This window comes from Corallococcus sp. EGB (assembly GCF_019968905.1).
GTDB lineage: Bacteria > Myxococcota > Myxococcia > Myxococcales > Myxococcaceae > Corallococcus.
Genome location: NZ_CP079946.1, coordinates 6,331,334 through 6,354,076, shown reverse-complemented (window position 1 = coordinate 6,354,076; position 22,743 = coordinate 6,331,334). Strand labels below are relative to the sequence as shown.

Below are 22,743 nucleotides of genomic sequence, written 5' to 3'. Positions count from 1 at the left end.
TTTATAGCGGTTGAAGATCCGAGCACGTTTGAAGAGGACGAGGGACCGACATGAGGCTGTATCCGAAGGTGATCCCGATCATCTCGCGCGAGGCCATTCAGCAGCTCATGCAGGACGGGGACATCGAGGTGGAGCCGATGCGCGTGGCCGACGCCGAGATGGATCTCTCCGCCATCATGCGTGAGTACCTCGCCAACGAAGAGCGTGTGAACCAGGCGACGCGCGAGGCCCTGGAGCGTCGGGGATATGACTACTCCAAGTTCAACCAGGTGAAGCGCGAGATGGCGGACGTGCGCGGCTTCAAGATGGGGGACGAGGGCATCGAGTACGTCATCAACCAGATGATTGAGTTCCTCCTCATCAGCCGGAACGTCGAGGAGGTCTACTCCGCCGATAACGGGCTGCGTCAGAAGATCAACCAGGTCATGAAGAAGCACCTGGACGTCGACGACGAGATCGACAAGGAGGCCCGCTCGCGGCTGAAGCACCTGCAGGAAGGCACGAGCGCCTTCGACATCGAGTACAACAAGACGGTCGAGCAGATCCGCCGCGCGCGCGGTCTGATTTAGTCCCGGGGCGTGCCACGGCCCGCTCCGCTGCCTACCTTCAACTTCAAGGGAGGCAGCGTCGATGGCGGGTCCAATCACGAGCATCTTGCTGTCCGGTGTCCTGGCGGCGGCGCCAGGGGGCAACGGGTTCACGTTCGAGGGCCGGGAGGCCAGCGCGAGGACCGAGCAGCCGGACGGTTACTTCTTCCAGGGTACGCTTCCATTCGGTGACCTGACCGAGCGCGGCACGGGACAGGCGACGTTCTCCGTGGAGGACCGGGTCGGCATCCCGAATGCGACCTTCGGTGACAAGGCCCAGCTCTCCGCGAGCCTGCGCATCGGCGGCACGGAGTACCGCGTGGAGCTCACGCAGGCGGGCTTCCCTCCCGTCCAGGCGATGCCGCGGGTGCCCGCCGGGCCGCTCCCTCCTCCTCCGCCGCACCTCATCGAGGGCGGGGTGCTGATGGGCACGCCCATCTACGGTGAAACAGGCATTGGCTGGCGTGCGACGACGCGCGCGCACGCGGCGATGGCCGTCTGGGGCATTGGCAGCGTGTGGCGCAACGGGACGCTGCTGACGGATTCAGCGCTGATTCACGCGGCGGCGTTGGACGCGGGCACGTACTCGGATGACGACACGAAGCGGCTGATGCGCGAGGCGCGCCTGGGGGACACGGAGCTGGTGGTGGTGGTGTGGAACCTGCCGCTCCAGGCGGAGCCGCGCGGGTTCATCCAGTTCCTCTTCGACAACGTCGCCATCGACGTGGAGGGAACGCGGGTGCCGTCGCTGGCGGTGGTGCCCACGACGGGGGAGCTGCCCGTGTCGCTCGCGTCGCTGACGCCGGTGTCGCCCACGGCCTTCCCGGCGGCGGTGCCTCCCATGTCTCCGCCGCGCTTCGAGCAGGGCACCGGAGGCAGCGGCACGGCGGGCACGACAGGCACGACGGGCATGACGGGCACGACGCCGGGGACGGTGACGCCGGGCGTGACGCTGGGGGCGGGGACGGCGGGTTCGACGAGCGTGGCCACGACCGTGGGGGACCCGGGGGAGGCAACCACCGTGGGGGACGGGACGGAGCTGGCGACGACGCTCGGCCCCTCGGGGCCGGCGGCCACGAGTGGCTCGACGACCGCCGCGACCACGGGCGGGGTGGCGCTGGGGACGGCGGCGGTGGCTCCGGTCACGGGGCCCACGCTGCCCACGGCGGCGCCCTCGACGTTCAGCGGTTCGTTCTCACCGTCGTTGCCGTCCAATCCGCCCGCGGCGGTGTCGGGCGTGCTGGCGGGCTCCTCCGCCACGGTGGGGACGGGGACCTTCGCCACGCCGCCGACAGTCACGGGCGTGTCCGTGGGGGGCTTCACCGCGCCGCAGGTGTCCCCTCCGGACTTCAACACCTTCGTCGGCACCAGCCAGGTGAGCCCGGGCATCATCGCCACGGTGCCGCCGCTGTCGCAGTCCGCGAGCACGCCGGTGCCGCCCATCCTGGGGACGCCCGCGCCGCTCAACACGGGCACGCCTCCACCGCTCCTGGGCACGCCCGCGCCGCTCAACGCCTCGCCGAGCACCGCGCTGCCGGCCACCCCGGCGCCGGCCAACGCCGCGCCCGCCACGGGGGCTCCCGCGGCTCCGGCCGGCACGGGCGCCCCGGCCGGGCCCGCGCGCTGAAGGGGGAGGGCGCGTCGCGGTGGCGCAGGGCGGGGCGGGAAAATTGACCGGACGCTACGGGCCTGTAGCGTCCTGGGCATGTCCCCTCCCGTCGCAGCCCTCGCCACCCCCGCGATGTTGCGCCGTACCGACCCCGTTCGCGGGGCGGTGGAGCGCCTGGCGCGCGCGCTGCCCGCGCGCGCGGACGCCAGCGTCCTCCTGGACTTCGTGGAGGACGACCTCCGCGAGGGCCTGGATGCCCTGGGCGACGTGCAGGCCCACTTCCACGACCTGCTCCTGGCCCTCCACCGCGAGACGCTGACTCCCGTGGCGGTGATGAACGCGGGCGATGACCTGCACGTGCTCCAGCGGCTGGAGGACCTGCACGAGGTGGTGACGCACCTGCGCCGCCGCCTGTCGCAGGCCGCCGGGATGATCCGCCACGGCTGAGGCCCGTGGGCGCTACAGCGACTGGAGGAAGCGCACCAGCGCGTCCCTGTCACTGGAGGACAGCTTGCGGAACCCGTCCCGCGCCCTCTCCGCCTCCCCGCCGTGCCACAGCACGGCCTCCTCCAGCGTCCGGGCCCGCCCGTCGTGCAGGTAGCCCGAGTACGGAAGGACCGTCTGCGTCAGCCCCAGGCCCCACAGGGGCGCCGTGCGCCACTCGGAGCCGGTGGCATCCCCATCCGGCCGCCCGTCCGCCAGGCCCGCGCCCATGTCGTGCAGCAGCAGGTCCGTGTACGGGTGGATGCGCTGGCGTGACAGCTCCGCCACCGGATGTTCCCCGGTCTCCAGCGTGTCGCGGTGGCACGCCACGCAGCCCAGGTCCTTGAACTTCGTCTCGCCGCGCTTCACCGCGGCGTCCGTCAGCGCCGTGCGCGCCGGCACCCCGAGCGACTGCGCGTAGAACACCGCCGCGTTCAGCGTGGCCTCGGGCAACTCGGCGCTCCCGTCCGCTTCCGGGAAGAGGGGATTCGAAATCCCCATGTCGTTGAAGTAGGCCTCCGCGGACTGCTGCCGCAGGTTCGGGCTGTTCGCCTTCCACCCGAAGCGCCCCGGCGTCAGCGCGCGCTTCTGCACGTCCCACACGGTGTTCAGCCGGCCGGAGATTCCGTCGCCGTTCGCGTCCGTGGGGTCCTCCAGCGCCCGCAGCGTGGCCACGTCCACCGCCTCCAGCAGCCCCAGGCCCACCACCGGCGGAGGCAGGCGCAGCGACGTGAGCATGCCGGCGGGCGGAGACGACCCGTCCGGCATCACGATGGTGATGCGCGGCGAGCGCAGCCCGTACGCCGTCCCGTCCGCGTACGTGCCCGAGCGCTCCTCCCATGCGAGCGTCACGGTGGCCTCCGGCGACGCGCCGTAGACGGCCTGGTCCTGGATCTGGAGCCCCAGCCCGGGCACCGGCACCGCGCCGTTCGGGTGCTCCGGCGTGCCGTCCGGAAGGCTCACGCGCACCAGCAACTGCGTGCGCGTCGGTCCGCCGCCCATCACCGGCATGCCCCGGCCGTTGCGCAGGTGGCAGCCGTTGCAAGAGGTGTTGTTGTACGCGGGCCCCAGCCCCGGGTTCACCGGAGCGGGGCCGGGCACGAAGACGGCCGCGAAGGCGGCATCGCCGTCGCGGTGCAGCGCTGCGTGCTCCCCGGTGAGGTTGGGGGCGGCCTGCGCGAACGCCCGCGACGTGCGGTCGTCGATGGTCGTGTCGCCCCCCGCGCGCGGCGGGTCCGCCGGAGCCTCGGCCTGTGTCCCGCCGCAGCCCGCGAGCCACAGCAGCATTCCCATTCCCATGGCCCGATGCATCGCGTACCCCGGCTTCGCCATCAGGGAAGGATGACAGCCTTCACGTCCACCTGGAAGGTGTCGTGCAGCTTGCGGATGGCCGCCTGGGCCGCCTCGATTTCATCCGCGGAGGCCGGGTCCTTGATGGACACCGGGAACGGCTCCGGCACCTTGCCCAGCGCCGCGATGGCCGCCGCGATCTCCGCCTTCACGCGCGTGTCCAGCGCCGCGTCGCGCTCCTGGATGACGTCCGACATGGACAGCCCCGTGGCCGCGCTCTCCGGGCGGTGGCCCAGGTAGACGTTCTCCACGCTCCGGATGTTGTTGGTGAAGTCCGACAGCGAGTTGAGCGCGAACTGGCTCTCCACCAGGTTCGGGTCCTTCGCGTCGTACGGGTCGGCGATCTTCCCGTTGGCCACCTCGTCCAGGATGGACAGGACGCCGCCCAGCATCTCCTGCGCGCCCGCCTCCACCGTGGGGTACACGTTGTTGCCGGCCTCGCCCGCCTTCGCCAGCGTGTCGCGGTACGGCGCCTGACCGTTCACGCCCGTCGTCCACGATGACGCCAGGTTGGCGGACACCGCCTTCAGCTCCGCCGTCAGTGCGAGCAGGTACTCGAACTGGCGCGCGTTGAAGTCCTGCGGCTTCTTCGCCTGGCCCTCCCCGAAGAGCAGGTACTCCGTCGTGTGGTAGCCCTTCTGCGTCTCCTGCAGCTGGCTCACGTACTGCTGCGACAGCGTGTCGTTGTTGTTGAGCACCGCGTCCAGGTCCGTGCGGTTCACCGGCCAGCTGTCCATCGCGGGGTCCCACCCGTAGCTGTCCACCGGTCCGAAGAGGAACGCCTCGCTCTGCTCCCACGGCACGCGCGCGGCGAACCACGCGTCCTGCGCCGCCTTCAGCGTCGTCGCGCTCGGGGCGTTCCTCAGCGCCTGCGCCGCCGCGTCCAGTTCAACCATGCGCGTGGCGAGCAGGTTGTAGGTGGGCACCACCACCGCGTCCGCGAAGTTCACGACGAGCTGCTGATCCAGCGAGTCCAGGTCGGTGCCGTCGTCATCGCCGCAGGCGCCCATCAGGAGCGCGCCGCCAACCAGCAGGGACAGTTTCAGGGAACGGGAGGACATGGGGTGTGGAGAGCCTTTCTTGCAACCGCAATGGAGACAGTCGGGGGAGGCCGGATCAGTAGACGAAGCCCGTCGACAGCCGGAGCGCGTTCTCTGGCCGGAAGACGGCGCTGCCCATGCGCCGGTGCGAGAAGTCGAGCTTCAGGACGGCGAGCCCCGCGAGCGTGTAGCTGGTGCCCACGGTGTAGACCGTGCGCTCGAAGCGGGGGTTGTCGAACAGCTCCGGGCGGGGCTTGAACTGCGAGTCCATGTAGTCGATGCGGACGTAGGGCTCCAGCCGGTGGTTCCCGTTGAGCCCCAGCGCGGGCGCGATGTCGTAGCCCAGCTCGCCCCACGCGGAGAGGGCGTTGTCGGCCACCGGCGTGCGCAGCACGTTGAGCAGGTTGGACAGCCGCGCGTTGCGCGCGGACACCGCCGCGGCGTTGCCCAGGTGACCGAACATCACCATCGCGTGCGCGCGCCACCGGTCGCGGTTCACCGACAGGTGCGCGTCCGCGATGAACAGCGGCGCGCTCACGTAGCCGCACGGCGCCACCACGTTGGGGTTCGCGTCGTCACACTGCTTCACGAGGTCCGGCTTGGGACGGTTGCGCGTGGTGCCGCCGTAGTAGGCGGACACGCCGAAGTTGAAGCCCTCGAAGCGCCGCACGTCCGCGCGCAACACCGCGGCCAGGTCCGACGCGCGCACCAGCTCGAAGCGCTGCTGCAGGCCCGTGGCCACCCACGTCTGGGAGCTGAACCCCGTGGAGTCCAGCCCGTTCACCACCTGGCCGGTGAGCCGCACGCCCCACGGGGTGTCCCACCGCAGCTGCATCCCCATGTCGTTCCACGTGTTGGGGATGATGCGCGTCTCCGCCTCGGAGCGGATGGTGCCCAGGTAGTCCGTGGGCCGGTAGTCCGAGAAGAGCGTGCCCATCGCGACGTAGAAGCGGCCCACCGACAGCTCCAGCTGATGGCCCAGCTTCTTGGTGAGGTACAGCTCCTCGACCAGCGCCTCGCCGCCCTTCTCCACGTCGGCGTCGAACTCGCCGAACTCCTCGTACTCCAGCTCCATCGCCGAGCCCGCGCCGCCGTGCTCGAACTCCACCTCGAACTCGGCTTCAAGGCCGTACTCCGGCAGCCCCGCCTCCAGCGACAGCACCAGGCGCGTCGTGTCGAACACGAGCCGCGAGTCCTTCTGCGCGCCGTTCGCCCGGTTCTGGTTCTCGCCGTAGTTGAAGTACGCGAACTGGAGGTCCGCGTACGCGTTCAGGTTCAAGTCGAGCTTCGGCTTGCTGCCCACCGTGACGGCGTCGCCCTGCTCGTCCCCTCTTTCGTCCTCCCCGCGGCGGCCTTCATCCAGCAGGCGCGTCCGCCGGAAGCGGAACTCCTCCGCGCCTCGCTGGGACTGCGCGCGGGCCGCGAGAGGCAGCAGGAACAGGGGGAGACACAGCAACGTCAGGAGCGGGTTCAGTTGGTGGGGGCGCATCGGGCGGCGCGCACCCTACGCCCCACGTTTTGACTTTGCAAACCACTCTCAAAACCCGGGCAATGAAAAGCCCGCGCTCCGGGGGGAGGCGCGGGCCCGGGCGGGGCTCAACCCCGCGTCACCACTTGAGATCTTCCTTGCCCTGCGCCTCCATGGGTTTCTCCCCGGGGCGCTTCACGCCGGACAGCGTCAGACGCACCGCGCCCAGGTCGATGGCCCCCACGGCGGCGAGCGGGAGGCGGCGGTCGTCGTCGGTGATCCACACGTGCACGTCGCGCGTCTGCGACGGCCGGTCCAGGCGCACGGCGGTGCCGGCCAGGTGCCAGGCTTCGAACTCACCCAGGGGCAGCGACACGTGCTCGCGCTCCACCACGGTGGCCGTCATGCGCCACATGCGGCGGATGCCGTACACGTCGAAGCAGACCGGCAGGTCCTTCTTCATGGGCAGCTGGCGGATGAGGTAGATGGCGCCCGCGACGTCCAGGCCGTCCTTGTCGAACGCGTAGTCGTAATGGCCCTTGGAGTGGTCCCCAATCTGGTAGTCCACCTTGACGCTCTTGTCCTGCGCGCCGAAGTCCACGTTCACCTTGCGGCGCTGCTCGTTCTCCACGGCCTCCTCGGTGTAGCGCGAGGGGCGCAGCGTCTTGGGGTGCAGGTAGCTGGTGGCGCTGCCGCGCACCCGGCGCACCTTGGAGAAGAGCGTGTTGGTCTGCGCCTCCACCACCACCGGCAGCGCGCCGTTGGCGGGGCGCTGCACGCGCATGGTGAGCTTGCCCGCCTTGGCGCCCATGGCGTCCATGTCGAACTCGAGCAGCTCCCCCGGCTTGAAGGCCAGCGGCGTGCGCAGCGTGGGCAGCCCTTGTTCGCACGGCTTCACCGAGACGACGGGCTCATCGGGGGCGGGCGCGGAGGACGCGTCGCCGGTGTTCTCGGAGGTCGTCTCGGGCTTCGCGGCGTCCTCGGCGTTCGCGGGGGCCACCTCGGTCGGGAGCTTGACCGGGCGCAGGAGGTTCGGCGGGTGGGGCTGAGCCTCCTGGGCCTGACCCGGGTTGGCGCCGAGGGCGCTGAAGACGAGGCAGGCCGCGACGAGGGTGCGCATGGGCTTCATTGTGCTTCCTCCCAGGGGGGAGTGACTACGGGGTTCCCCCGGAAGTCCGACGTCCGGAGCGCTGTGCTTGTTCAGCCGATTGACGCTTCACGATGTGCTCGGTCAGGTCCTTGCGCACCGCTTCCCACTCGGAGGGGTCCCGGGAGATTTCGTACCCGGACCTCGCCAGACGCTTCGCCGCCGTCCGGGCGAAGGCGCCGTCACCCAGCGAGGTGAGCAGGCGCAGGTATTCGTAGTCCTCCAGGCCGTCACGGATGTGTTTCAGCCGCAGGGACACCACGGGCTGGTGCTCCGTTCCGCCCAGCTTCGCGGGGGTGCCCGGGTAGAAGAGGGTGCCGTCGCCGTTGCCGCCGAACTCGAAGAGGTCCGCCCAGACATCCTTCTTCGTGTTGTAGGCGAAGACGGTGTCGAAATAGAGCTCGCCGTCCACGCCGCTTTCATAGGCCAGCACGCCCATGGCGCGGTTGAGCGGGGCGGGGTGGTCCACCATGTACGAGGGCCAGTCGCTGAACGCCTTGTCCAGCGCCTTGTCCGGGGGCGGCCCGCCCGTGCAGCCGTGGGACATACAGCTCTGGTACCACCACACCTTCGCGCTCGAGCTCAGCCGCTTGCGAGCGGTCGCGACGTCGGCCACGGAGCGGCACGTCTGCGGGCCCTCGCGCGGGTAGAAGCAGTTGATGATGGGGGTGAGGATGTCCACCGAGCCCAGGATCGCGGGGTCCAACGGCGTGGTGACGAGCACGGGGATGGCGCCGCCCGCGTCGCGCACGCGCTTCGCCTGCGCCCTCACCAGCGGGAAGTCCGCGGGCTTGGGTTCGTCCTTGGCGTAGAAGAAGAGCTGGGCCTTCCAGCCCTTGTCCTCGAAGTGCTTCTGGAAGGCGCGGTAGTACGCCGACTTCTCCGCGTCCGTGGAGGCCTTGCGGTTGTCGCGCACGTCGGCCGTCGTGAAGCGCGCGCCGGAGGGCAGCACGGTGCCTTCCAGGAAGGGCCCCATCTCCGCGTCGTACGCGGTCCAGTCCAGCACCGCGCGGCCGTCCTGGAACTTCACCGGCGGCGGATCCATGCCCATGCCGTGCGCGCTCACGCGGTGCTCGAGCAGCGCCTTGCCATACTCGCGCAGGAGCGCCTTCGCCTCCGGCGAGTCCGCCGCGATGCCGTGCCCCTTCGCGATGCTGTACAGCGAGATGCCGAAGCTGTTCGGCAGGGACGACGTGGCGGGAATCTCGAAGGGCTGCACCTGCACGGTGAACGGAACGGCCGGCAGTTCCTTCCCGTCCACCGCCGCGCTCAGGCTGCCCGTATACGTGCCCGGGGCCTGCTTCCTCGGGACGCAGACCTCCACGTAGACGACCGTGGGATGTCTGGGATTGGCCGGCGCCGACAGGGGCACCAGCGCGTCGGGCCACGGGCCCGTCCTGCCCTCGCCATTGGAGGGCGTCTTCACGTCCAGGTAGGCCTCGCGCCACGCGTCCACGGTGAGCGGCGCGCCCGGCCCCTTGAGGGCCATGGGCTTCATCGTCACGCGCGTCACGCCCTGCGGGAGCACCAGCTGCGTGCCCTCGCACTCGCCGCGGGCCGCGCTGAGGCGGGCCTCCTTCGCGCCCTTGGGCGTCGCGTCCGGCCGCACCTTCACCAGCGGCGACACCACCTGCACGCCACCCGGCGCGGCGGAGAGCGCCGCCGCCACTGCCCATGCCCAACCCACGCCCATGCCCCCTGCCTTCCCCTGGTTGGCGGGACGACGCTTCAGTCGCCCGAGTTGTCCGCCCGGGCCACCGTCACCACCCGGCCCGGCTTGTAGTCGGTGAGCTCCGCCACGACGGTGCCCAGCGCGAAGTCCGCTTCGATGCGCACCGGCACGTGGTGCTCGTCCGCGCTGAGGTACGCGATCATGTCCCGCCGCGCGTCCAGCTTGCCGCCGAAGTCGGTGTACACGCGCAGGCGGAAGGTGTCCCTCGGACCCGCGGGCGTGGTCACCGTCTCGCGGCCCTCCACCGTGGCGCGCATGGTGAACTGCTTGCTGCCGGTGAACACCGGATACGCATAGGAGCGGCCCACCACCAGCTCCTGGCCGCGCAGCGCGAACGTCGCGCCCGCCACGTCCATGGTGCCCTCGGGCAGCGTGTGCTCCGACTCGCGCGGCGGGTCGCTCTCCTTCTGCTTGACGACCTTCGCGCCGGCGCCATCCGCCGACAGCTGGATGCGCTGGCGGCGGCGCTTGCGGTTCTCCTCCGAGTGCAGGTCGCTGCCCGTCACCCGCTGGGCGCCCGCGTCCCAGTACGTCACGAAGCGGCTCTTGATGGGATAGATGCCCACCAGGTCGTCGGACTTCGCCGTGGACACGATGGGCCACACGCTCTGGCCCCACTGGGTCATGGGCGCGCCCACCGTCACCGTCGCCGTGCCGGCCGTCAGCCCCAGGTACTTCACCCGGTACTGGGCCTGCTCACCCGGGCCGAACGCCTTGCCGGGGGGCTCCTGGGCATGCGCCAGCGTGGCCCCCAAGAGGCCCACCACCGCCGCCGTGAACCCCCACCTGGACAGACCGCGCATCGGGTGTGCTCCCTTGCTTGCAAGTTAGGTGGCCGGCCCGTCCAAGCCAACCGTGCCGCTCAACCGTCCCCGCCACCGGACATTTCCAGGACGGACGGCCGTGGAATGGCATTCAAAGCCGCCCGGCGGCCTCCCGGACGCGCCAGGGAACGCCCGGCGAGGGACGCCAATGGCGGCCCGCAGGGGTACACGTCCGAGCAGGCCGCTGACAAATGGCGGACAGTCCCGCGCGCCCGCCTGCATGCCCGGCGAGGCACGCACCCGGACGGCCGCCCGGTGCTAGCGTCCGCGCCATGTCCAACGACTTCGTGTTCGACGACGATGACTTCGCCAAGGAAGGCGGCGCGGGCAGCGCCACCCGCGAGTTCGACGAGTTCGACTGCCCCGGCTGCAACGCCAACAACCCCGTGGATGAGAAGTTCACCGACGGGGACGAGGTGCGCTGCAACTACTGCGGCTGCGAGTTCAAGGCGCTCGTCAACCAGGAGGGGCGGCTCCGGTTCCGGGAGCTGTGAGCCGGCCTCAGGCGCGCTCGCCGAAGATGGCGGTGCCCACGCGCACGACGGTGGCGCCTTCGAGGATGGCCTGCTCGAAGTCGTGCGTGGTGCCCATGGACAGCGCCGTCAGCCCGTGCGCCGCGCCCAGCTCGCGCAGGCGGGCGAAGCCCTCGCGCATCCGCGCCACGTCGTCCGTGGGCGGAGGCAGCGCCATCAGGCCCACCACCTGGAGGTCGGGCAATGCACGCACCTTCGCCAGGAAGTCCCCCAGCGCGTCCGGCGCGAGCCCGTGCTTGGTGTCCTCGCCGCCCAGGTTGAGCTCCACGTAGCAGGGCAGGGGAGACGCCCCCACCCTGCGCTTGGACAGCTCCGTGGCCACGTCCATCCGGTCCAGCGCGTGGAAGGCGTGCGCGACGCGGGCCACGTACTTCACCTTGTTCGTCTGCAGCGACCCGATGGCGTGCCAGCGCAGGCCGTCCAGGTCCTTGAGCTCCTCGGCCTTGTCGCGCAGCTCCTGGGCGTAGTTCTCCCCGAAGTCGCGCTGCCCCGCGGCGTAGGCCTCGCGGATGAGCGCAGCGGGCTTGAGCTTGGACACGGCCACCAGCGTCACCGACGACTCCGGCCGCCCCGCGCTCGCGCAGGCCTTCGCCACGCGCTCGCGCACCCGCGCCAGGTTGTCCGCCACGCTGCTCATCGCGAGCCCTCCGCCGCGGACCAGGGCAGCGGCATGCCCACGCGCTGAAGCAGCGCCAGCGTCTCCGCCAGCGGCAGGCCCACGACATTGGAGGGGCTGCCGTCGATGCCCTGCACCAGGAAGCCGCCCTTGCCCTGGATGGCGTAGGCGCCCGCCTTGTCCAGCGGCTCGCCGGTGCCCGCGTACCAGGCGATCTCCTCCGGGGAGAGCGCACGGAAGGTCACCTGCGTGCGCACCACCTGTGAGGCCCCGGCGCGGCCGGCCACCGCGATGCCGGTGAAGACCTCGTGCACCCGGCCGGACAGCCGGGCGAGCATCTCCCGCGCCTCCGCCGCGTCCCGGGGCTTGCCCAAAAGCTCCGACCCCAGGGCCACGGTGGTGTCCGCGGCCAGCACCCATGCGTCCGGGTGTCGGGTGGCGACCGTGCGGGCCTTCTCCTCGGCCAGCCGGAGCACGTACTTCGGCGCAATTTCTCCGGCCATTGGCGTTTCATCGATATCCGCGGCCGCCACGGTGAAGCGCAGGCCCAGCTGGGCCAATAAATCCTTGCGCCGGGGCGAAGCGGAGGCGAGAACGAAGCGAGCGGTTGGATCCATGGGCGGGTGCGGGATGTTTCGCGCTCGCGGGCCTTAGCAGACTTGCGCTCCAGAGGGCACCTCGATGAACCCCGCGGACCTCCTGTCGGCCATGAAGCGGACAGTGGAGCAACTGGCCGCCTACAACGAGATGGCCAAGGCGCTGACCTCCACGCTGGAGCTGCGCGAAGTGCTGGCGCTGGTGATGCAGAAGGTCAGTGCGCTGCTCAAGCCGCGCAACTGGTCCCTCATCCTCCAGGACGAGCGCAGCGGAAAGCTCTACTTCGAAATCGCCGTGGGCGAGGGCGCCGAGGCGCTCAAGGCCCTACAGCTCAACCCGGGGGAGGGCATCGCCGGGGCCGTGTTCGCCTCCGGCGTCGCGCGGCTCGTGCACGACGTGGCCGGCGACGCCAGCTTCGCCCCCCGCTTCGACCAGGCCTCCGCCTTCCACACGCGCTCGCTGCTCGCCGTGCCGCTGGTGGCGCGCGAGCGGGTGCTGGGCGTGATTGAGCTGGTCAACGGCCCCACCGAGCCCGGCTTCACGCATGACGACCTCACCGCCCTGTCCGCCATCGCGGACTACGCGGCCATCGCCATCGAGAACGCGCGAAACTTCCGCCGCGTGCAGGAGCTCACCATCACGGATGAGCACACCGGCTGCTTCAACGCGCGGCACCTGCGCGCGCAGCTGGAGCAGGAGGTGAAGCGCTCGGCGCGCTTCCGCCACCCGTTGTCACTGGTGTTCCTGGACCTGGACCACTTCAAGTCCATCAACGACCGGCACGGGCACCTGGTGGGCAGCGCCACGCTCAAGGAGGTGGGGGACCTGCTCATCAGCCTGGGCCGCCACAACCTGGACGCCGTCTTCCGCTACGGCGGCGACGAGTTCGCGGTGATGTTGATCGAAACGGACACGGAGGGCGCCAAGGTCATTGCCCAGCGCATCTGCGAGGCGTTCCGCAACCAGCGCTTCCTGCGCGAGCAGGGGCTGGACGTGGCGCTCACCGCGAGCGTGGGGGTGGCCTCGTTCCCGAACCACGCCACCACGTCCACGGACCTCATCCGCGCGGCGGACTTCGCCATGTACGCGGCCAAGGGGCGGGGCCGGGACCGCATCGCGGTCTCCGAGGCCCCTTCAACGGAGGGGCCCCCTCGCGAGGTCCCCTACGCCCGCTCCGGCGGGTGACTACCCCGCGGAGCCCAACACCGAGTCGATGGCCTCGGTGTTGATGGCGACGTTGCCGCTCTTCTTCAGCGACTTGAGGAAGGACTCCGTCAGCTCGATCTGCTTGGCCTGACGGGCCTGGGTGCGCAGCTCCTCCTTGCGCTTGTCGAAGCCCGCGGTGTCCGGCTTCTCGCGCTCCACCACCTGCGCGACGATGTTCGCGTCGCCCACGGTGAAGACCTCGCCCAGCACCGTCGGGCCGCTGGCCTCGAAGGTGGCCTTCACCAGGGCCGGCGCCGGGCCCAGGTGCGGCACGGAGTCACCCTGCGCGGTGAAGCTGTCCGTCTCCACGGCCTCCGGCTTGGTCTCCGCCTCGAAGCGCAAGAGCGCGGGCTGCTGGCCGGCGGGCACGGGGAACTGGTCCTTCAGGGACTTGCCGGCCTTCGCCGCCGCCAGGGCCTTCTCCGCCTCCGCCTTCGCCAGCCCCTTGGCCTGCTCCTGCTTGTAGAGCGTGGTGGCGATTTCTCCCTTCACGTCGTCCAGCTTCTTGGCCTGGGCTTCCTTCTTCTCCTCCACCTTCACCAGGTGCACGCCCAGCGCGGACTCCACCGGCTGCGTCACTTCCCCGGCCTTCAGCGCGAACGCCGCGTCCGCCAGCGCCGGGTCCCACGTGGTGCGCTCCACCCAGCCCAGCTCTCCGCCCTTGCCCTTGGTGGCGGTGTCGTCGCTGGTCTCCTTCGCCAGCGTGGCGAAGTCCTTGCCGCCTTCAACCTGCTTGCGCAGGTCCTCCGCCTTCGCCTTCGCCTGGGCCTTCTGCTCGGGCGTGGCGTCCGGGGCGACCTTCACCAGGATCTGCCGGGCGCGGATCCGCTCCGGCACGTTGTAGACGAAGCTGTTCGCCGCGTAGTAGTCGGCGATCTCCTTCTCATGCGCCTTCTGGAACTCCGCGAGCTTCGCGGGCGTGGGGGCGGGGACCTTGTCCGCGTACATCGTGGGCAGGAAGCGGGCGAACACCAGCTTCGCCTGGTTGCCTTCCTTCTCGTAGCGGGCGCGGACCTCGTCGTCCGACACCACGGCGCCCGTGCGCACCACGTCCAGCATCTTCTGGGCGGCCAGCTGGCGGCGCAGCTCCTCCTCGTACTCCTGCGGCGTGCGGCGGTAGAAGTCGCGCAGCACCTGCTGGTAGCGGGCGAAGTCGAACGCGCCCTCCTTGGAGTGGAAGTCGGTGTTCTCGTGGATGATCTTCCGCAGCTCCTCATCCGACGGCGTGATGCCGTGGCGCTCCGCCGACTGGGCGAGCAGCTCCGCGTTCACCAGCCGGTCGAGCACCTGCTTGTCCAGGCCGAACTGGCGGGCGACCGACTCCGGGATGGGGTTGCCCTGCGAGCGCAGGAAGTTCATCTGCCGCGACCAGGCCATGCTGAAGTCGCGCAGGGGGATCTCCTTGCCGTTCACCGTCGCGGCCGCGCCGGCGCCGGGCGCCTGGCCGCCGCCGCTCGAGCCGAACCCGTTGCTGCCGGGGCCGAACTGGAGCGTGAACACCACGGCCATGCCGATGATGAACAGGAGGGAGAAGACCTTCCGGGGATTCAAACCGTCCATTGTCGTCACTTCACGGTCGGAAGCGCCCGCGAATCACCTTGCGGAAGGTCTCGCGGCGCCGTGTTGTTGGTAGCCCGGCCGGTGGGGATGCATGAGTGTCAACACCCCCTCATCCGGGCCTTGACTGCGTAGGACAACAGACCGGAAAATGCAAGCGATTCAGCCAGCTTAGCCCGCCCCTCGCCCCCCTTTCACCCCCGTCCTCCGCCCACCCCGGGAAAGCCCCCGTCCGTGCTGTCTCTTCTCAAGCGGTACCGCCGCTTCCTCCTCGTGGCCGCCCTCCTGCTGTACCCGCTCGGCGCCTTCCTGCTGGGCGGCCGGCGCGGCCGCGACCCGAACTTCGTCGACCGGGGCGTCATCGCGCTCACGGCCCCCGTGCAGCAGGGGCTCACCGCCGGCATTGACGGCGCCGTGGCCGCGGTGCGCAACTACCTGGACCTGCGTGGCGTGCGTCAGGACAATGACGCGCTGCGGCTGGAGAACATGCAGCTGCGGGCGACGGTGCAGGCGCTGGGCGAGACGCGCGCGGAGAACGGGCGGCTGCGCAAGCTCCTGGCGTACGCGGAGGCCGTGCCCGGTCCGGAGATTCCGGCGCGGGTGGTGGGCGTCAATCCGGTGGCGAAGCTCCTGTCGGTGCGGATCAGCAGCGGGGAGAAGGACGGGGTGTTCCGGGGCATGTCGGTGGTGACGCCGGACGGCATCGTCGGGCAGGTCATCCGGTCCACGGGCGGCTACGCGGACGTGGCGCTGGTGACGGATCCGCAGAGCCGGGTGGCGGTGCGGGTGCAGCGCTCCCGGGCGCGCGGCACGGCGGCGGGCGCGGGCAACGGCCCCCTGACGCTGGAGAACATGCTGCGCACGGAGGACGTGGAGAACGGCGACCTCATCATCACCTCCGGCACGGACGGCATCTATCCGCCGGGGCTGGTCGTGGGGCGCGTGACGCAGCTGGAGAAGAAGGAGCACGGCATGTTCCAGGGCGCGGACATCACGCCCGCGGTGGACACCAGCCGGCTGGAGGAGGTCCTGGTGGTGGGCAGTCCGTACAGTGAGATGGCCGCCACCGGCGGGGCCGCCGCGGAGGGCACGCAGAAATGAAGTTCCTGGTGACCGTCATCCTGGCGCTGGTGCTGCTCACGCTGGAGTCCGTGTTCGTCCAGCAGGCGGGGCTGGTGCTGGGCCGCGTGGACGTCACGGTGGTGCTGGTGGCCTTCCTCGCGCTCCGGGCGAGCCTCACGGAAGGGGCGTGCTCCGCCTTCGCGGTGGGCTACCTCCTGGACCTGATGAGCGGGCAGCCCACGGGCCTGTTCACCTTCCTGGCCGTGTTCACCTTCCTGGTGGGCCGGCTGGTGGCGTCGTTCGTGGACGTGCGCGGGCCGGTGGCCTTCGCGCTGTTCGCCATGGGCGCGGACCTGGGCCACGGCGTCTTGTCCACGTTCTTCACCTGGCTCACGGTGAAGGACGGCTCCACGACGCCGCTGCTCTCCGGCATGCCGGTGCAGCTGGCGCTCACGGGCGCGGCGGCGCTGCTCCTCTTCCCGCTGTTCAAGCGGTTCGAAGTGGCGCAGGAGCGCCCGGCGGGGTTGCTCCGTTGACGCCTCCGACCATTGGCAACACCACCCCGGGCCGGGACCTGAAGCGCCGCTTCCTGTGGCTGGGCCTGGCCATGTCGCTGGGCATGGTGGCGCTGGCCATCCAGCTGTACCGGCTCCAGCTCATCCGCCATGAGGAGTACGCCGCCAAGAGCGTGGCGAACTTCGTGAAGGAGGTGCGCCTGCGCGCCGACCGCGGCGTCATCAAGGACGCGCGCGGCACCATCCTGGTGGACAGCCGTCCCTCCTTCGACGCCTTCGTCACGCCCGCCTTCTGCACGGACTGCTTCGAGCAGGTCATTCCGCGTCTGGCGGAGCTGCTCCAGTGGGACGGGGATCAGCGCAAGAAGATTGAAGACCTCATCCGCGCGAGCCGCCGCAACGCGCCCTTCCAGCCGGTGCCGGTGCGCGTGGACCTGACGCGGGACGAGTACGACCGGCTCAACGCCCGGCGCGACATCCTGGACGGCGTGGAGGTGGTGCCCGTGCCGCACCGCAACTACCGCGCGGACACGGTGCTGTCGCACGTGCTGGGCTACATGAACGAAATCACCCAGGAGGAGCTGGACCGCCTCAACGCGGACGGCGCCAAGTACGCCCTGGGGGACTACATCGGCCGGCGCGGCCTGGAGCGCTACTTCGAATCCAAGCTGCGCGGGCAGGACGGCGTTCGCAAGGAGGTGGTGAACGCGCGCGGCCAGACGATTGAAGAGCTCAACGTCATGCTGGGGGAGAACGCGGTCATTCCTCCCACGGCCGGCAGCAACGTGGTGCTCTCCATCGACATGCGCCTGCAGGAGGAGGCGGAGCGCGCGTTCCCGGGCGTGACGGGCGCGGTGGTGGCCATCGACGTGAACACCGGCTTCATCAAGGCGCTGGTGTCCCGCCCCGGCTTCGACCCCAACCTGCTCACCGGCCGCGTGACGCCGCAGCAGATGGCCACGCTGGCGAGGGATCCGCTCCACCCGATGATCAACCGCGTGGCCGCGGAGCACTACAGCCCCGGCTCCACCTTCAAGGTCGTGACGCAGCTGGCGGCCTTCAAGTCCGGCGTGTTCCGCCCGGAGACGGTGGTGAACTGCTCCGGCGGCTACCGGCTGGGCGCGCGCGTGTGGCGCTGCCACAAGGACAGCGGCCACGGGCCCCTGGACGCCCGGGGCGCCATGAAGGCGTCGTGCGACTCGTGGTTCTACAAGGTGGCGGACACCATCGGCCTGGACCCCATCGCGGAGATGGGCAAGTCGCTGGGCCTGGGCCGCCCCACCGGCATCGGCGTGGTGGCGGAGGTGCCGGGCATCATGCCGTCCAGCGCGTACCACGACAAAGCCTCGCCGGGCGGCTACACCAAGGGCATGGCGCTCAACAGCGCCATCGGGCAGGGAGACGACAACGTCACGCCCCTGCAGCTGGCGCTGGTGTACGCGGCCGTGGCCAACGGCGGGAAGCTCTACAAGCCGCAGATGGTGCAGCGGCTGGAGAACCTGGACGGACAGGTGACGGAGGAGTTCAAGCCGGAGGTGGTGTCCAAGGTGGACATCAACCCCGCGCACCTGAAGGCCATCGTGGAGGGCCTGGAGGCGGTGGCGCAGGAGCCCGGCGGCACCGCGTACCGCGCCCGGCAGAAGTCGGGCCTGCCCCCGGACATGCTGGTGGCGGCCAAGACGGGCACCGCGCAGGTGGCGCGCATCGGCACGGTGCGCCTGAAGACGCACCAGATGAGCTACTTCGAGCGCGACCACGCGTGGTTCGCCGGCTTCGCGCCCGCGGACAAGCCGGAGCTGGCCGTGGTGGTGCTCAACGAGCACGGCGGCCACGGCGGCGTGGACGCGGCGCCCACGGCGCTGGCCGTGATGAAGAAGTACTTCGAAATGAAGGCGCAGGACGCCACGTCGCCGCCGCCCCGCGCCAACCAGCCCTACACGCCGTCGCTGCCGCCGGCGCCCAGCCTGGATGAAGCGGCGCTCACCCGCGCCGTGGTGCCGCCCCCGCCGGTGAGCCGGCCGGGCGAGCCCATCCAGCCGCCCTCGGAAACCGGAGACGACAGTGCAACTGCGGATTGAGCGCCGGATGATGCCCCACGTGCCGTGGGCGCTCGTCGTGTGCGTGCTGGGCGTGTGCTTCCTGGGCATCTGGAACCTGGCGTCCGCCGCCCGGCCCCCCATGGCACCCGTGTGGCACAGCCAGGCGCTCTACCTGGCCGTGGGCATTGGCGCCGTGTTGATGGTGTGCCTGGTGGACTACCGTTGGATCCAACGGATGGCCTTCCCCATCTACGTGCTCAACATCCTGGCGCTGCTGGCGCTGCGCGTGGTGGGGCACACGGCCAAGGGCGCGGAGAGCTGGTTCGTCATTGGCCCGTTCCGCCTGCAGCCCGCGGAGTTCATGAAGATTGGCGTCGTGCTGATGCTGGCCAAGGTCTACCACGACGACTTCCAGCCCAATCAGTCGTCCTACGGCATCGTGCGTCTGTGGAAGCCGGTGCTCGTGGTGATGGTGCCCTTCGTGCTGGTGCTGGTGCAGCCGGACCTGGGCACCGCGCTGATGATCTTCCTGGCCTCCGGCACCGTCATCCTCTTCGGCAAGGTGCGCTGGTACCTGGCCGCCACGCTGGTGGCGGGCGCGCTGGTGGGCGGCCTCATCATCTGGAATGACTACATCCGGGAGATGCCCGAGCCGCGCACCACCATCGTGCGCCACTTCCTCAAGAAACATCAGAGCCAGCGCATCTCCGGATGGCTGGACCCGGAGGCGGACCTGCGCGGCAGCGGTTATCACGCGGCGCAATCCAAGATTGCCGTGGGCTCCGGTGGGCTGACCGGCAAGGGCTGGCGTGAGGGAACCCAGACAGGCCTGCGCTTCCTGCCGGAACAGCACACGGATTTCATCTTCTCCGTGTGGGCAGAGGAGCACGGCTTCTTCTCCTGTCTCCTGTTGCTCGTGCTCTACGGCGGCATCTTCATTTTCGGATTGGGCGTGGGATTCAGCGCACGCGACCGTTTTGGAGCGTTCGTCGCGGTGGGGGTGGTGGCCACACTTTTCTGGCAGGTGTTCGAAAACATCGGCATGGTCATTGGCCTGTTGCCGGTGACGGGCATCACGTTGCCCCTCATGAGCTACGGCGGCTCCTCGATGCTGTCGGTGATGTTGTGCATCGGGCTGCTGGTGAACATCAGCATGCGCCGTCACATGTTCTGACGGCCGCGGAGGCTCCGATGGTGGTTCAGAGGAAGGGTGCGACGACGGTGAAGGCGGCCGCGGCGGTCCGCGGGCCAGAGGGCGCGCAGACATCCCGGCCGTTCGTCCCGCCCGTGGGCACGACGCGCGGCGTGCCCCTGCCCGTGCCTGGAGGGGCGCCGCGCATCGAGATGAACCAGGGGGAGCCGGAGCACCGGCACTTCCCGCGCGCGCAGCTGGCCACGCACTTCGACCTCTGGGTGGAGGACGGCGCGGGCGGCCGGCGCTTCTCCGCGAAGCTCACGTCCGTGAACGTGAGCGTCAGCGGCGCCTTCCTCGCGAGCACCTTCTTCCTGCCCATGGGCACGGTGGTGCGCACGCGCTTCGCGCTGGAGGAGGGCGCCTCCCCCGTGGAGGCCCGCGCGGAGATCGTGCGGGAGGAGCGCGGCCCGGAGGACGAGGGCCGCAGCGGGTTCGCCCTGCGCTTCCTGGAGTTCTCCGGTCAGACGGAGGTGGCGCTCGCGAGGCTCTTCCTGGGCATGCGCCTCAGGGCCTTCACGGAGGAGTACCTCAAGTCCCAGCGCGCCCGCTCCCTGCCCAATGAGCTGGAGCGGGTCATCGACGTGATGGCGGCCTGGGAGCTGCTCAAGGCCACCACGCCCGGAGACCCCTGGCGCGGCGAGTAGGGCCCCGGTTGCGCTGCCTTCAGGCCGGCTTGCCGGAGGCGATCTGCCTGCGGCGCTCGGCCTGGTAGTGCGCGGAACACAGGCCCTTGGAGCGCTGCTCGCGGGTGCAGCCATTGACCGTGCAGCGGCGGTCCATGGGCACCGGCCCGCCCGCCACCGTCTTCGGGGGACGGCCGCGGCGGCGACCCGCCATCACCGCGCCGTTGCCCGGCGAGGCCGCGACAGAGCCCATGCCCGGCATTCCCGTGTTCAGCGCGCGCAGCATGCCGCGGCCGATCGCATCCCCCAGCGCCTCCGCCCACGACGTCAGGGCAGGGGTCAGCGGTGCTTGCGAGGTCAATTCTTTGCGAAGGCGTGCCATGAAAACTCCTGTAGAAACTCGCCAATCAAGACAGGCGTGTACGCATGTCTTGTGTCTGGTGTGGCGAACTCTGTCAACAAGGCATGTTGGGGTCGTGTTTGACTCGTAATGCAATTTCAATGTCTGTTGAACAAAACAAGACGGGAGGATCGTCCAGCGGGCCCGGGCGGAGGCCTGTCTCAAGAGCAGAGAAACGTCTGCCTCAGGGGGCGGCTGATACCCGGTAAGTGAAAGCCCTTACCGTCGCGGTGAGTTGTCTTTCTACAGACATATCGAACCGGGACCCGTGTCACGCCCGGGTGTCTGGTTGGGAGCCCAGACGCGACGTCCCCTCTCACCGGGCGCGGGAAGCCTGGCGGTGGAGGCCAGGGGGCGCCATGGGCGGGAGGGGACGTGGAGGCACGGGCGCGCGGTGCGGCGCGCCCGTCACCGGGAACCCGTGGGCTCAGAGATTCTTCCGGATGACCTCGTCGATCCTCGACTTGGGCACCGCGCCGACGATCTGGTCCACGACCTTGCCGCCCTTGAAGAGCAGCAGGGTGGGGATGGAGCGGATGCCATACTTCTGGGGCGTGTCCTGGTTCGCGTCGATGTCCATCTTCGCGAACGTCACCTGGCCCTTGTACTGGCCGGACAGCGCCTCGACGGAGGGCGCGATGGCGCGGCAGGGCGCGCACCAGGTGGCCCAGAAGTCCACCAGCACGGGTTGTTGCGAATCCAGGACCTGCTTCTGGAAGTCCGAATCACCGATGTTGATCACGTCGCCAGCCATGTCGTCTCCTCGTGTCTACGGCTTGGATAGGGTGCTACCTGAACCCCGGGCCCGGCGGGTGCCCTGGAGGGCGGGAATGCCGGGCCGCTTTTGCGTGGAACGGATGCCGCATCTGGCCGGCGGTTGCACCCCATTTCCGGCCCGCCCGGCAGGAGGGTGGTATAGGCTGGGGCCGTGACGAAGCTCTTTCTGTCCCAGGCCCAACTCGAGGAGTGGGCGCTGGCGGACAAAGCAGACCTGCGCGAAGGCCGCCTGGTGGTCGCCGCCGAGGGAGGGAGCGCCTGGCCCCTCACGCCCGCCGTCCATGTGGTGCAGCTGGTGTCCGGGGAGGACACCCACCGGCTCGTGTCCCGCGTGAAGACCGAGGAGCAGCTGGGCCGCCTGGGCGCCGAGCAGATGGCCGATTCCATCCTGGTGGGGGACTCCGCCTATGAAGTGGTTCCGGGTTATGTGGCGGAAGTGGGTGCGCCCACCCCCGAGCGCAAGCCCAATTCGGAGACCGACCTGCTGGCGGCCTTCATTCTCAATAAAATGTAAAACGGGCTGAGGCTGGACTGAATGCCTCCTCGGCCGGGGTTATGAGCCTGCCGCCATGAGCCATACGCTCGTCTCGCTCGCCTGCCACGCCTACGGCCTGGCCGCGCTCGTCTACCTCGCCTTCCTGGTCCGCCAATCCCAGGTGCTCGCCGTCGTCGGCCGGGTGCTGGTGGGGACCGGGCTGTTGATGCATTGCGTCGCCCTCGTCGAGATGCTGGGGGCGCAGGGGGGCCGGCTGGTGGGCCCCGCGCAGGGCATGTCCACCTTCGCCTTCCTGCTGCTGGCGCTGTTCCTGGCGCTGGACGTGCGCTACCGCAAGCCCGTCATCGGCGCGTTCCTCACGCCGCTGGCGGTGGCGGTGCTGCTCATCGGCATGTTGTTGCACGGCGGGTCCACGCCGCTGCCGGACGCGGTCCGCCAGCCGCTGTTGCCGGTGCACGTCATCATCGCGCTCCTGGGGATGACGGCCTTGGGCGTGGCGGCCGGGGTGGGCGTCATGTACCTGCTGATGGAGCGCGAGGTGAAGTCCAAGCACTTCGGGCTGCTCTTCTCGCGGCTGCCGTCGCTGGAGTTCCTGGACACGCTCAACCGCCGGCTCGTCCTGTGGGGCTTCATCGCGCTGTCGCTCACGCTGGCGACGGGCGCGCTCTTCACCACCACGCTGCGGGGGCTCTCCTGGGCCCTGGAAGCCAAGCACGTGGCGACCTTCGTCGCGTGGGGCATGTTCGCCGCGCTCGTCAACGCGCGCATCTTCGCGGGCTGGAGAGGCCGGCGGGTGGCGCTGCTCACCATGGCCGGCTTCTGCCTGGTGCTGGTCTCCTTCCTGTCGTCCTACGACCTTTCCGCCGCTGGCCCGGGGATGCCGTAGT

23 protein-coding genes are annotated in these 22,743 nt (G+C 70.0%); 12 read left to right on the top strand and 11 right to left on the bottom strand.

Annotated features, from left to right (window positions below):
• Positions 1–50 precede the first annotated feature (50 nt).
• From KYK13_RS26150 to KYK13_RS26140, 3 genes are all read left to right on the top strand, one after another.
• Positions 51–569 carry a DUF507 family protein gene (locus KYK13_RS26150; RefSeq protein WP_223634776.1) on the top strand — a complete coding sequence of 173 codons (519 nt, stop codon included), beginning with the start codon at positions 51–53 and terminating at the stop codon, positions 567–569.
• A 61-nt stretch (positions 570–630) separates the two neighbouring features.
• The gene (locus KYK13_RS38930; RefSeq protein WP_255654005.1) at positions 631–2,214 is read left to right on the top strand and encodes a hypothetical protein; all 1,584 of its coding nucleotides are present in this window, start codon (positions 631–633) and stop codon (positions 2,212–2,214) included.
• A gap of 78 nt (positions 2,215–2,292) precedes the next feature.
• On the top strand, positions 2,293–2,643 hold the full coding sequence (locus tag KYK13_RS26140; protein WP_223634774.1) for a hypothetical protein: 351 nt from the start codon (positions 2,293–2,295) through the stop codon (positions 2,641–2,643).
• Between the two features lie 12 nt (positions 2,644–2,655).
• Here KYK13_RS26140 and KYK13_RS26135 read toward each other — a convergent pair whose 3' ends face one another.
• The 6 genes from KYK13_RS26135 to KYK13_RS26110 all read right to left on the bottom strand — a co-directional run bounded on the left by KYK13_RS26135 (position 2,656) and on the right by KYK13_RS26110 (position 10,219).
• Positions 2,656–3,978, bottom strand: a complete 1,323-nt coding sequence (locus KYK13_RS26135; RefSeq protein WP_223634772.1) for a di-heme oxidoredictase family protein — start codon at positions 3,976–3,978, stop codon at positions 2,656–2,658.
• A 32-nt stretch (positions 3,979–4,010) separates the two neighbouring features.
• The gene (locus KYK13_RS26130; RefSeq protein WP_223634770.1) at positions 4,011–5,090 is read right to left on the bottom strand and encodes an imelysin family protein; all 1,080 of its coding nucleotides are present in this window, start codon (positions 5,088–5,090) and stop codon (positions 4,011–4,013) included.
• Between the two features lie 55 nt (positions 5,091–5,145).
• Complete coding sequence (locus tag KYK13_RS26125) at positions 5,146–6,558, bottom strand: hypothetical protein (RefSeq protein ID WP_223634767.1); 1,413 nt, start codon at positions 6,556–6,558, stop codon at positions 5,146–5,148.
• 118 nt (positions 6,559–6,676) lie between these two features.
• Entirely contained in the window at positions 6,677–7,666 is a 990-nt protein-coding gene (locus tag KYK13_RS26120; RefSeq protein WP_223634764.1) for a DUF3108 domain-containing protein, read from the bottom strand.
• Between the two features lie 25 nt (positions 7,667–7,691).
• On the bottom strand, positions 7,692–9,377 hold the full coding sequence (locus KYK13_RS26115; protein ID WP_223634761.1) for a DUF4091 domain-containing protein: 1,686 nt from the start codon (positions 9,375–9,377) through the stop codon (positions 7,692–7,694).
• A gap of 35 nt (positions 9,378–9,412) precedes the next feature.
• Positions 9,413–10,219 carry a DUF3108 domain-containing protein gene (locus tag KYK13_RS26110; RefSeq protein WP_223634758.1) on the bottom strand — a complete coding sequence of 269 codons (807 nt, stop codon included), beginning with the start codon at positions 10,217–10,219 and terminating at the stop codon, positions 9,413–9,415.
• 293 nt (positions 10,220–10,512) lie between these two features.
• Between KYK13_RS26110 and KYK13_RS26105 the strand changes: the two genes are divergently transcribed.
• On the top strand, positions 10,513–10,734 hold the full coding sequence (locus tag KYK13_RS26105) for a hypothetical protein (RefSeq protein WP_223634755.1): 222 nt from the start codon (positions 10,513–10,515) through the stop codon (positions 10,732–10,734).
• A gap of 7 nt (positions 10,735–10,741) precedes the next feature.
• Here the strand turns inward: KYK13_RS26105 and KYK13_RS26100 are convergent, their stop codons facing one another.
• Both KYK13_RS26100 and KYK13_RS26095 read right to left on the bottom strand, forming a co-directional pair.
• Positions 10,742–11,410, bottom strand: a complete 669-nt coding sequence (locus KYK13_RS26100; RefSeq protein WP_223634753.1) for a YggS family pyridoxal phosphate-dependent enzyme — start codon at positions 11,408–11,410, stop codon at positions 10,742–10,744.
• Positions 11,407–12,006, bottom strand: a complete 600-nt coding sequence (locus KYK13_RS26095) for a nucleoside triphosphate pyrophosphatase (RefSeq protein WP_223634750.1) — start codon at positions 12,004–12,006, stop codon at positions 11,407–11,409. The genes KYK13_RS26100 and KYK13_RS26095 overlap by 4 nt, the downstream gene beginning before the upstream one ends.
• 64 nt (positions 12,007–12,070) lie before the next feature.
• Between KYK13_RS26095 and KYK13_RS26090 the strand changes: the two genes are divergently transcribed.
• Entirely contained in the window at positions 12,071–13,171 is a 1,101-nt protein-coding gene (locus tag KYK13_RS26090) for a sensor domain-containing diguanylate cyclase (protein ID WP_223634747.1), read from the top strand.
• Here KYK13_RS26090 and KYK13_RS26085 read toward each other — a convergent pair whose 3' ends face one another.
• Entirely contained in the window at positions 13,172–14,752 is a 1,581-nt protein-coding gene (locus tag KYK13_RS26085) for a peptidylprolyl isomerase (RefSeq protein ID WP_223634744.1), read from the bottom strand.
• Between the two features lie 231 nt (positions 14,753–14,983).
• Here KYK13_RS26085 and mreC point away from each other — a divergent pair, with 231 nt between their 5' ends.
• The 5 genes from mreC to KYK13_RS26060 are packed head-to-tail and all read left to right on the top strand — an operon-like array spanning position 14,984 to position 20,204.
• Positions 14,984–15,850 (top strand): rod shape-determining protein MreC, encoded by an 867-nt coding sequence (gene mreC, locus KYK13_RS26080; protein ID WP_223634741.1) that lies wholly within the window; start codon positions 14,984–14,986, stop codon positions 15,848–15,850.
• Complete coding sequence (locus KYK13_RS26075; protein WP_223634738.1) at positions 15,847–16,347, top strand: hypothetical protein; 501 nt, start codon at positions 15,847–15,849, stop codon at positions 16,345–16,347. The genes mreC and KYK13_RS26075 overlap by 4 nt, the downstream gene beginning before the upstream one ends.
• Positions 16,344–18,404: a penicillin-binding protein 2 gene (gene mrdA, locus KYK13_RS26070; protein WP_223634736.1), complete on the top strand. Its 2,061-nt coding sequence runs from the start codon at positions 16,344–16,346 to the stop codon at positions 18,402–18,404. The genes KYK13_RS26075 and mrdA overlap by 4 nt, the downstream gene beginning before the upstream one ends.
• Positions 18,405–18,411: 7 nt before the next feature.
• Positions 18,412–19,539, top strand: coding sequence for a rod shape-determining protein RodA (gene rodA / locus KYK13_RS26065; RefSeq protein WP_223646781.1), 1,128 nt, complete (start codon positions 18,412–18,414; stop codon positions 19,537–19,539).
• Between the two features lie 17 nt (positions 19,540–19,556).
• The gene (locus KYK13_RS26060) at positions 19,557–20,204 is read left to right on the top strand and encodes a PilZ domain-containing protein (RefSeq protein ID WP_223634734.1); all 648 of its coding nucleotides are present in this window, start codon (positions 19,557–19,559) and stop codon (positions 20,202–20,204) included.
• A gap of 19 nt (positions 20,205–20,223) precedes the next feature.
• On the opposite strand, the gene KYK13_RS26055 is transcribed toward KYK13_RS26060, so the two are convergent.
• Complete coding sequence (locus tag KYK13_RS26055; protein ID WP_223634731.1) at positions 20,224–20,565, bottom strand: hypothetical protein; 342 nt, start codon at positions 20,563–20,565, stop codon at positions 20,224–20,226.
• A 445-nt stretch (positions 20,566–21,010) separates the two neighbouring features.
• Complete coding sequence (gene trxA, locus KYK13_RS26050) at positions 21,011–21,337, bottom strand: thioredoxin (RefSeq protein ID WP_223634729.1); 327 nt, start codon at positions 21,335–21,337, stop codon at positions 21,011–21,013.
• Positions 21,338–21,511: 174 nt separating this feature from the next.
• On the opposite strand from trxA, the gene KYK13_RS26045 reads away from it, so the two are divergent.
• The gene (locus KYK13_RS26045) at positions 21,512–21,874 is read left to right on the top strand and encodes a hypothetical protein (RefSeq protein ID WP_223634727.1); all 363 of its coding nucleotides are present in this window, start codon (positions 21,512–21,514) and stop codon (positions 21,872–21,874) included.
• Between the two features lie 55 nt (positions 21,875–21,929).
• A complete protein-coding gene (locus KYK13_RS26040) occupies positions 21,930–22,742 on the top strand; it encodes an inner membrane protein YpjD (RefSeq protein WP_223634712.1) in 813 nt (270 codons plus the stop codon).
• Position 22,743: the final 1 nt, after the last annotated feature.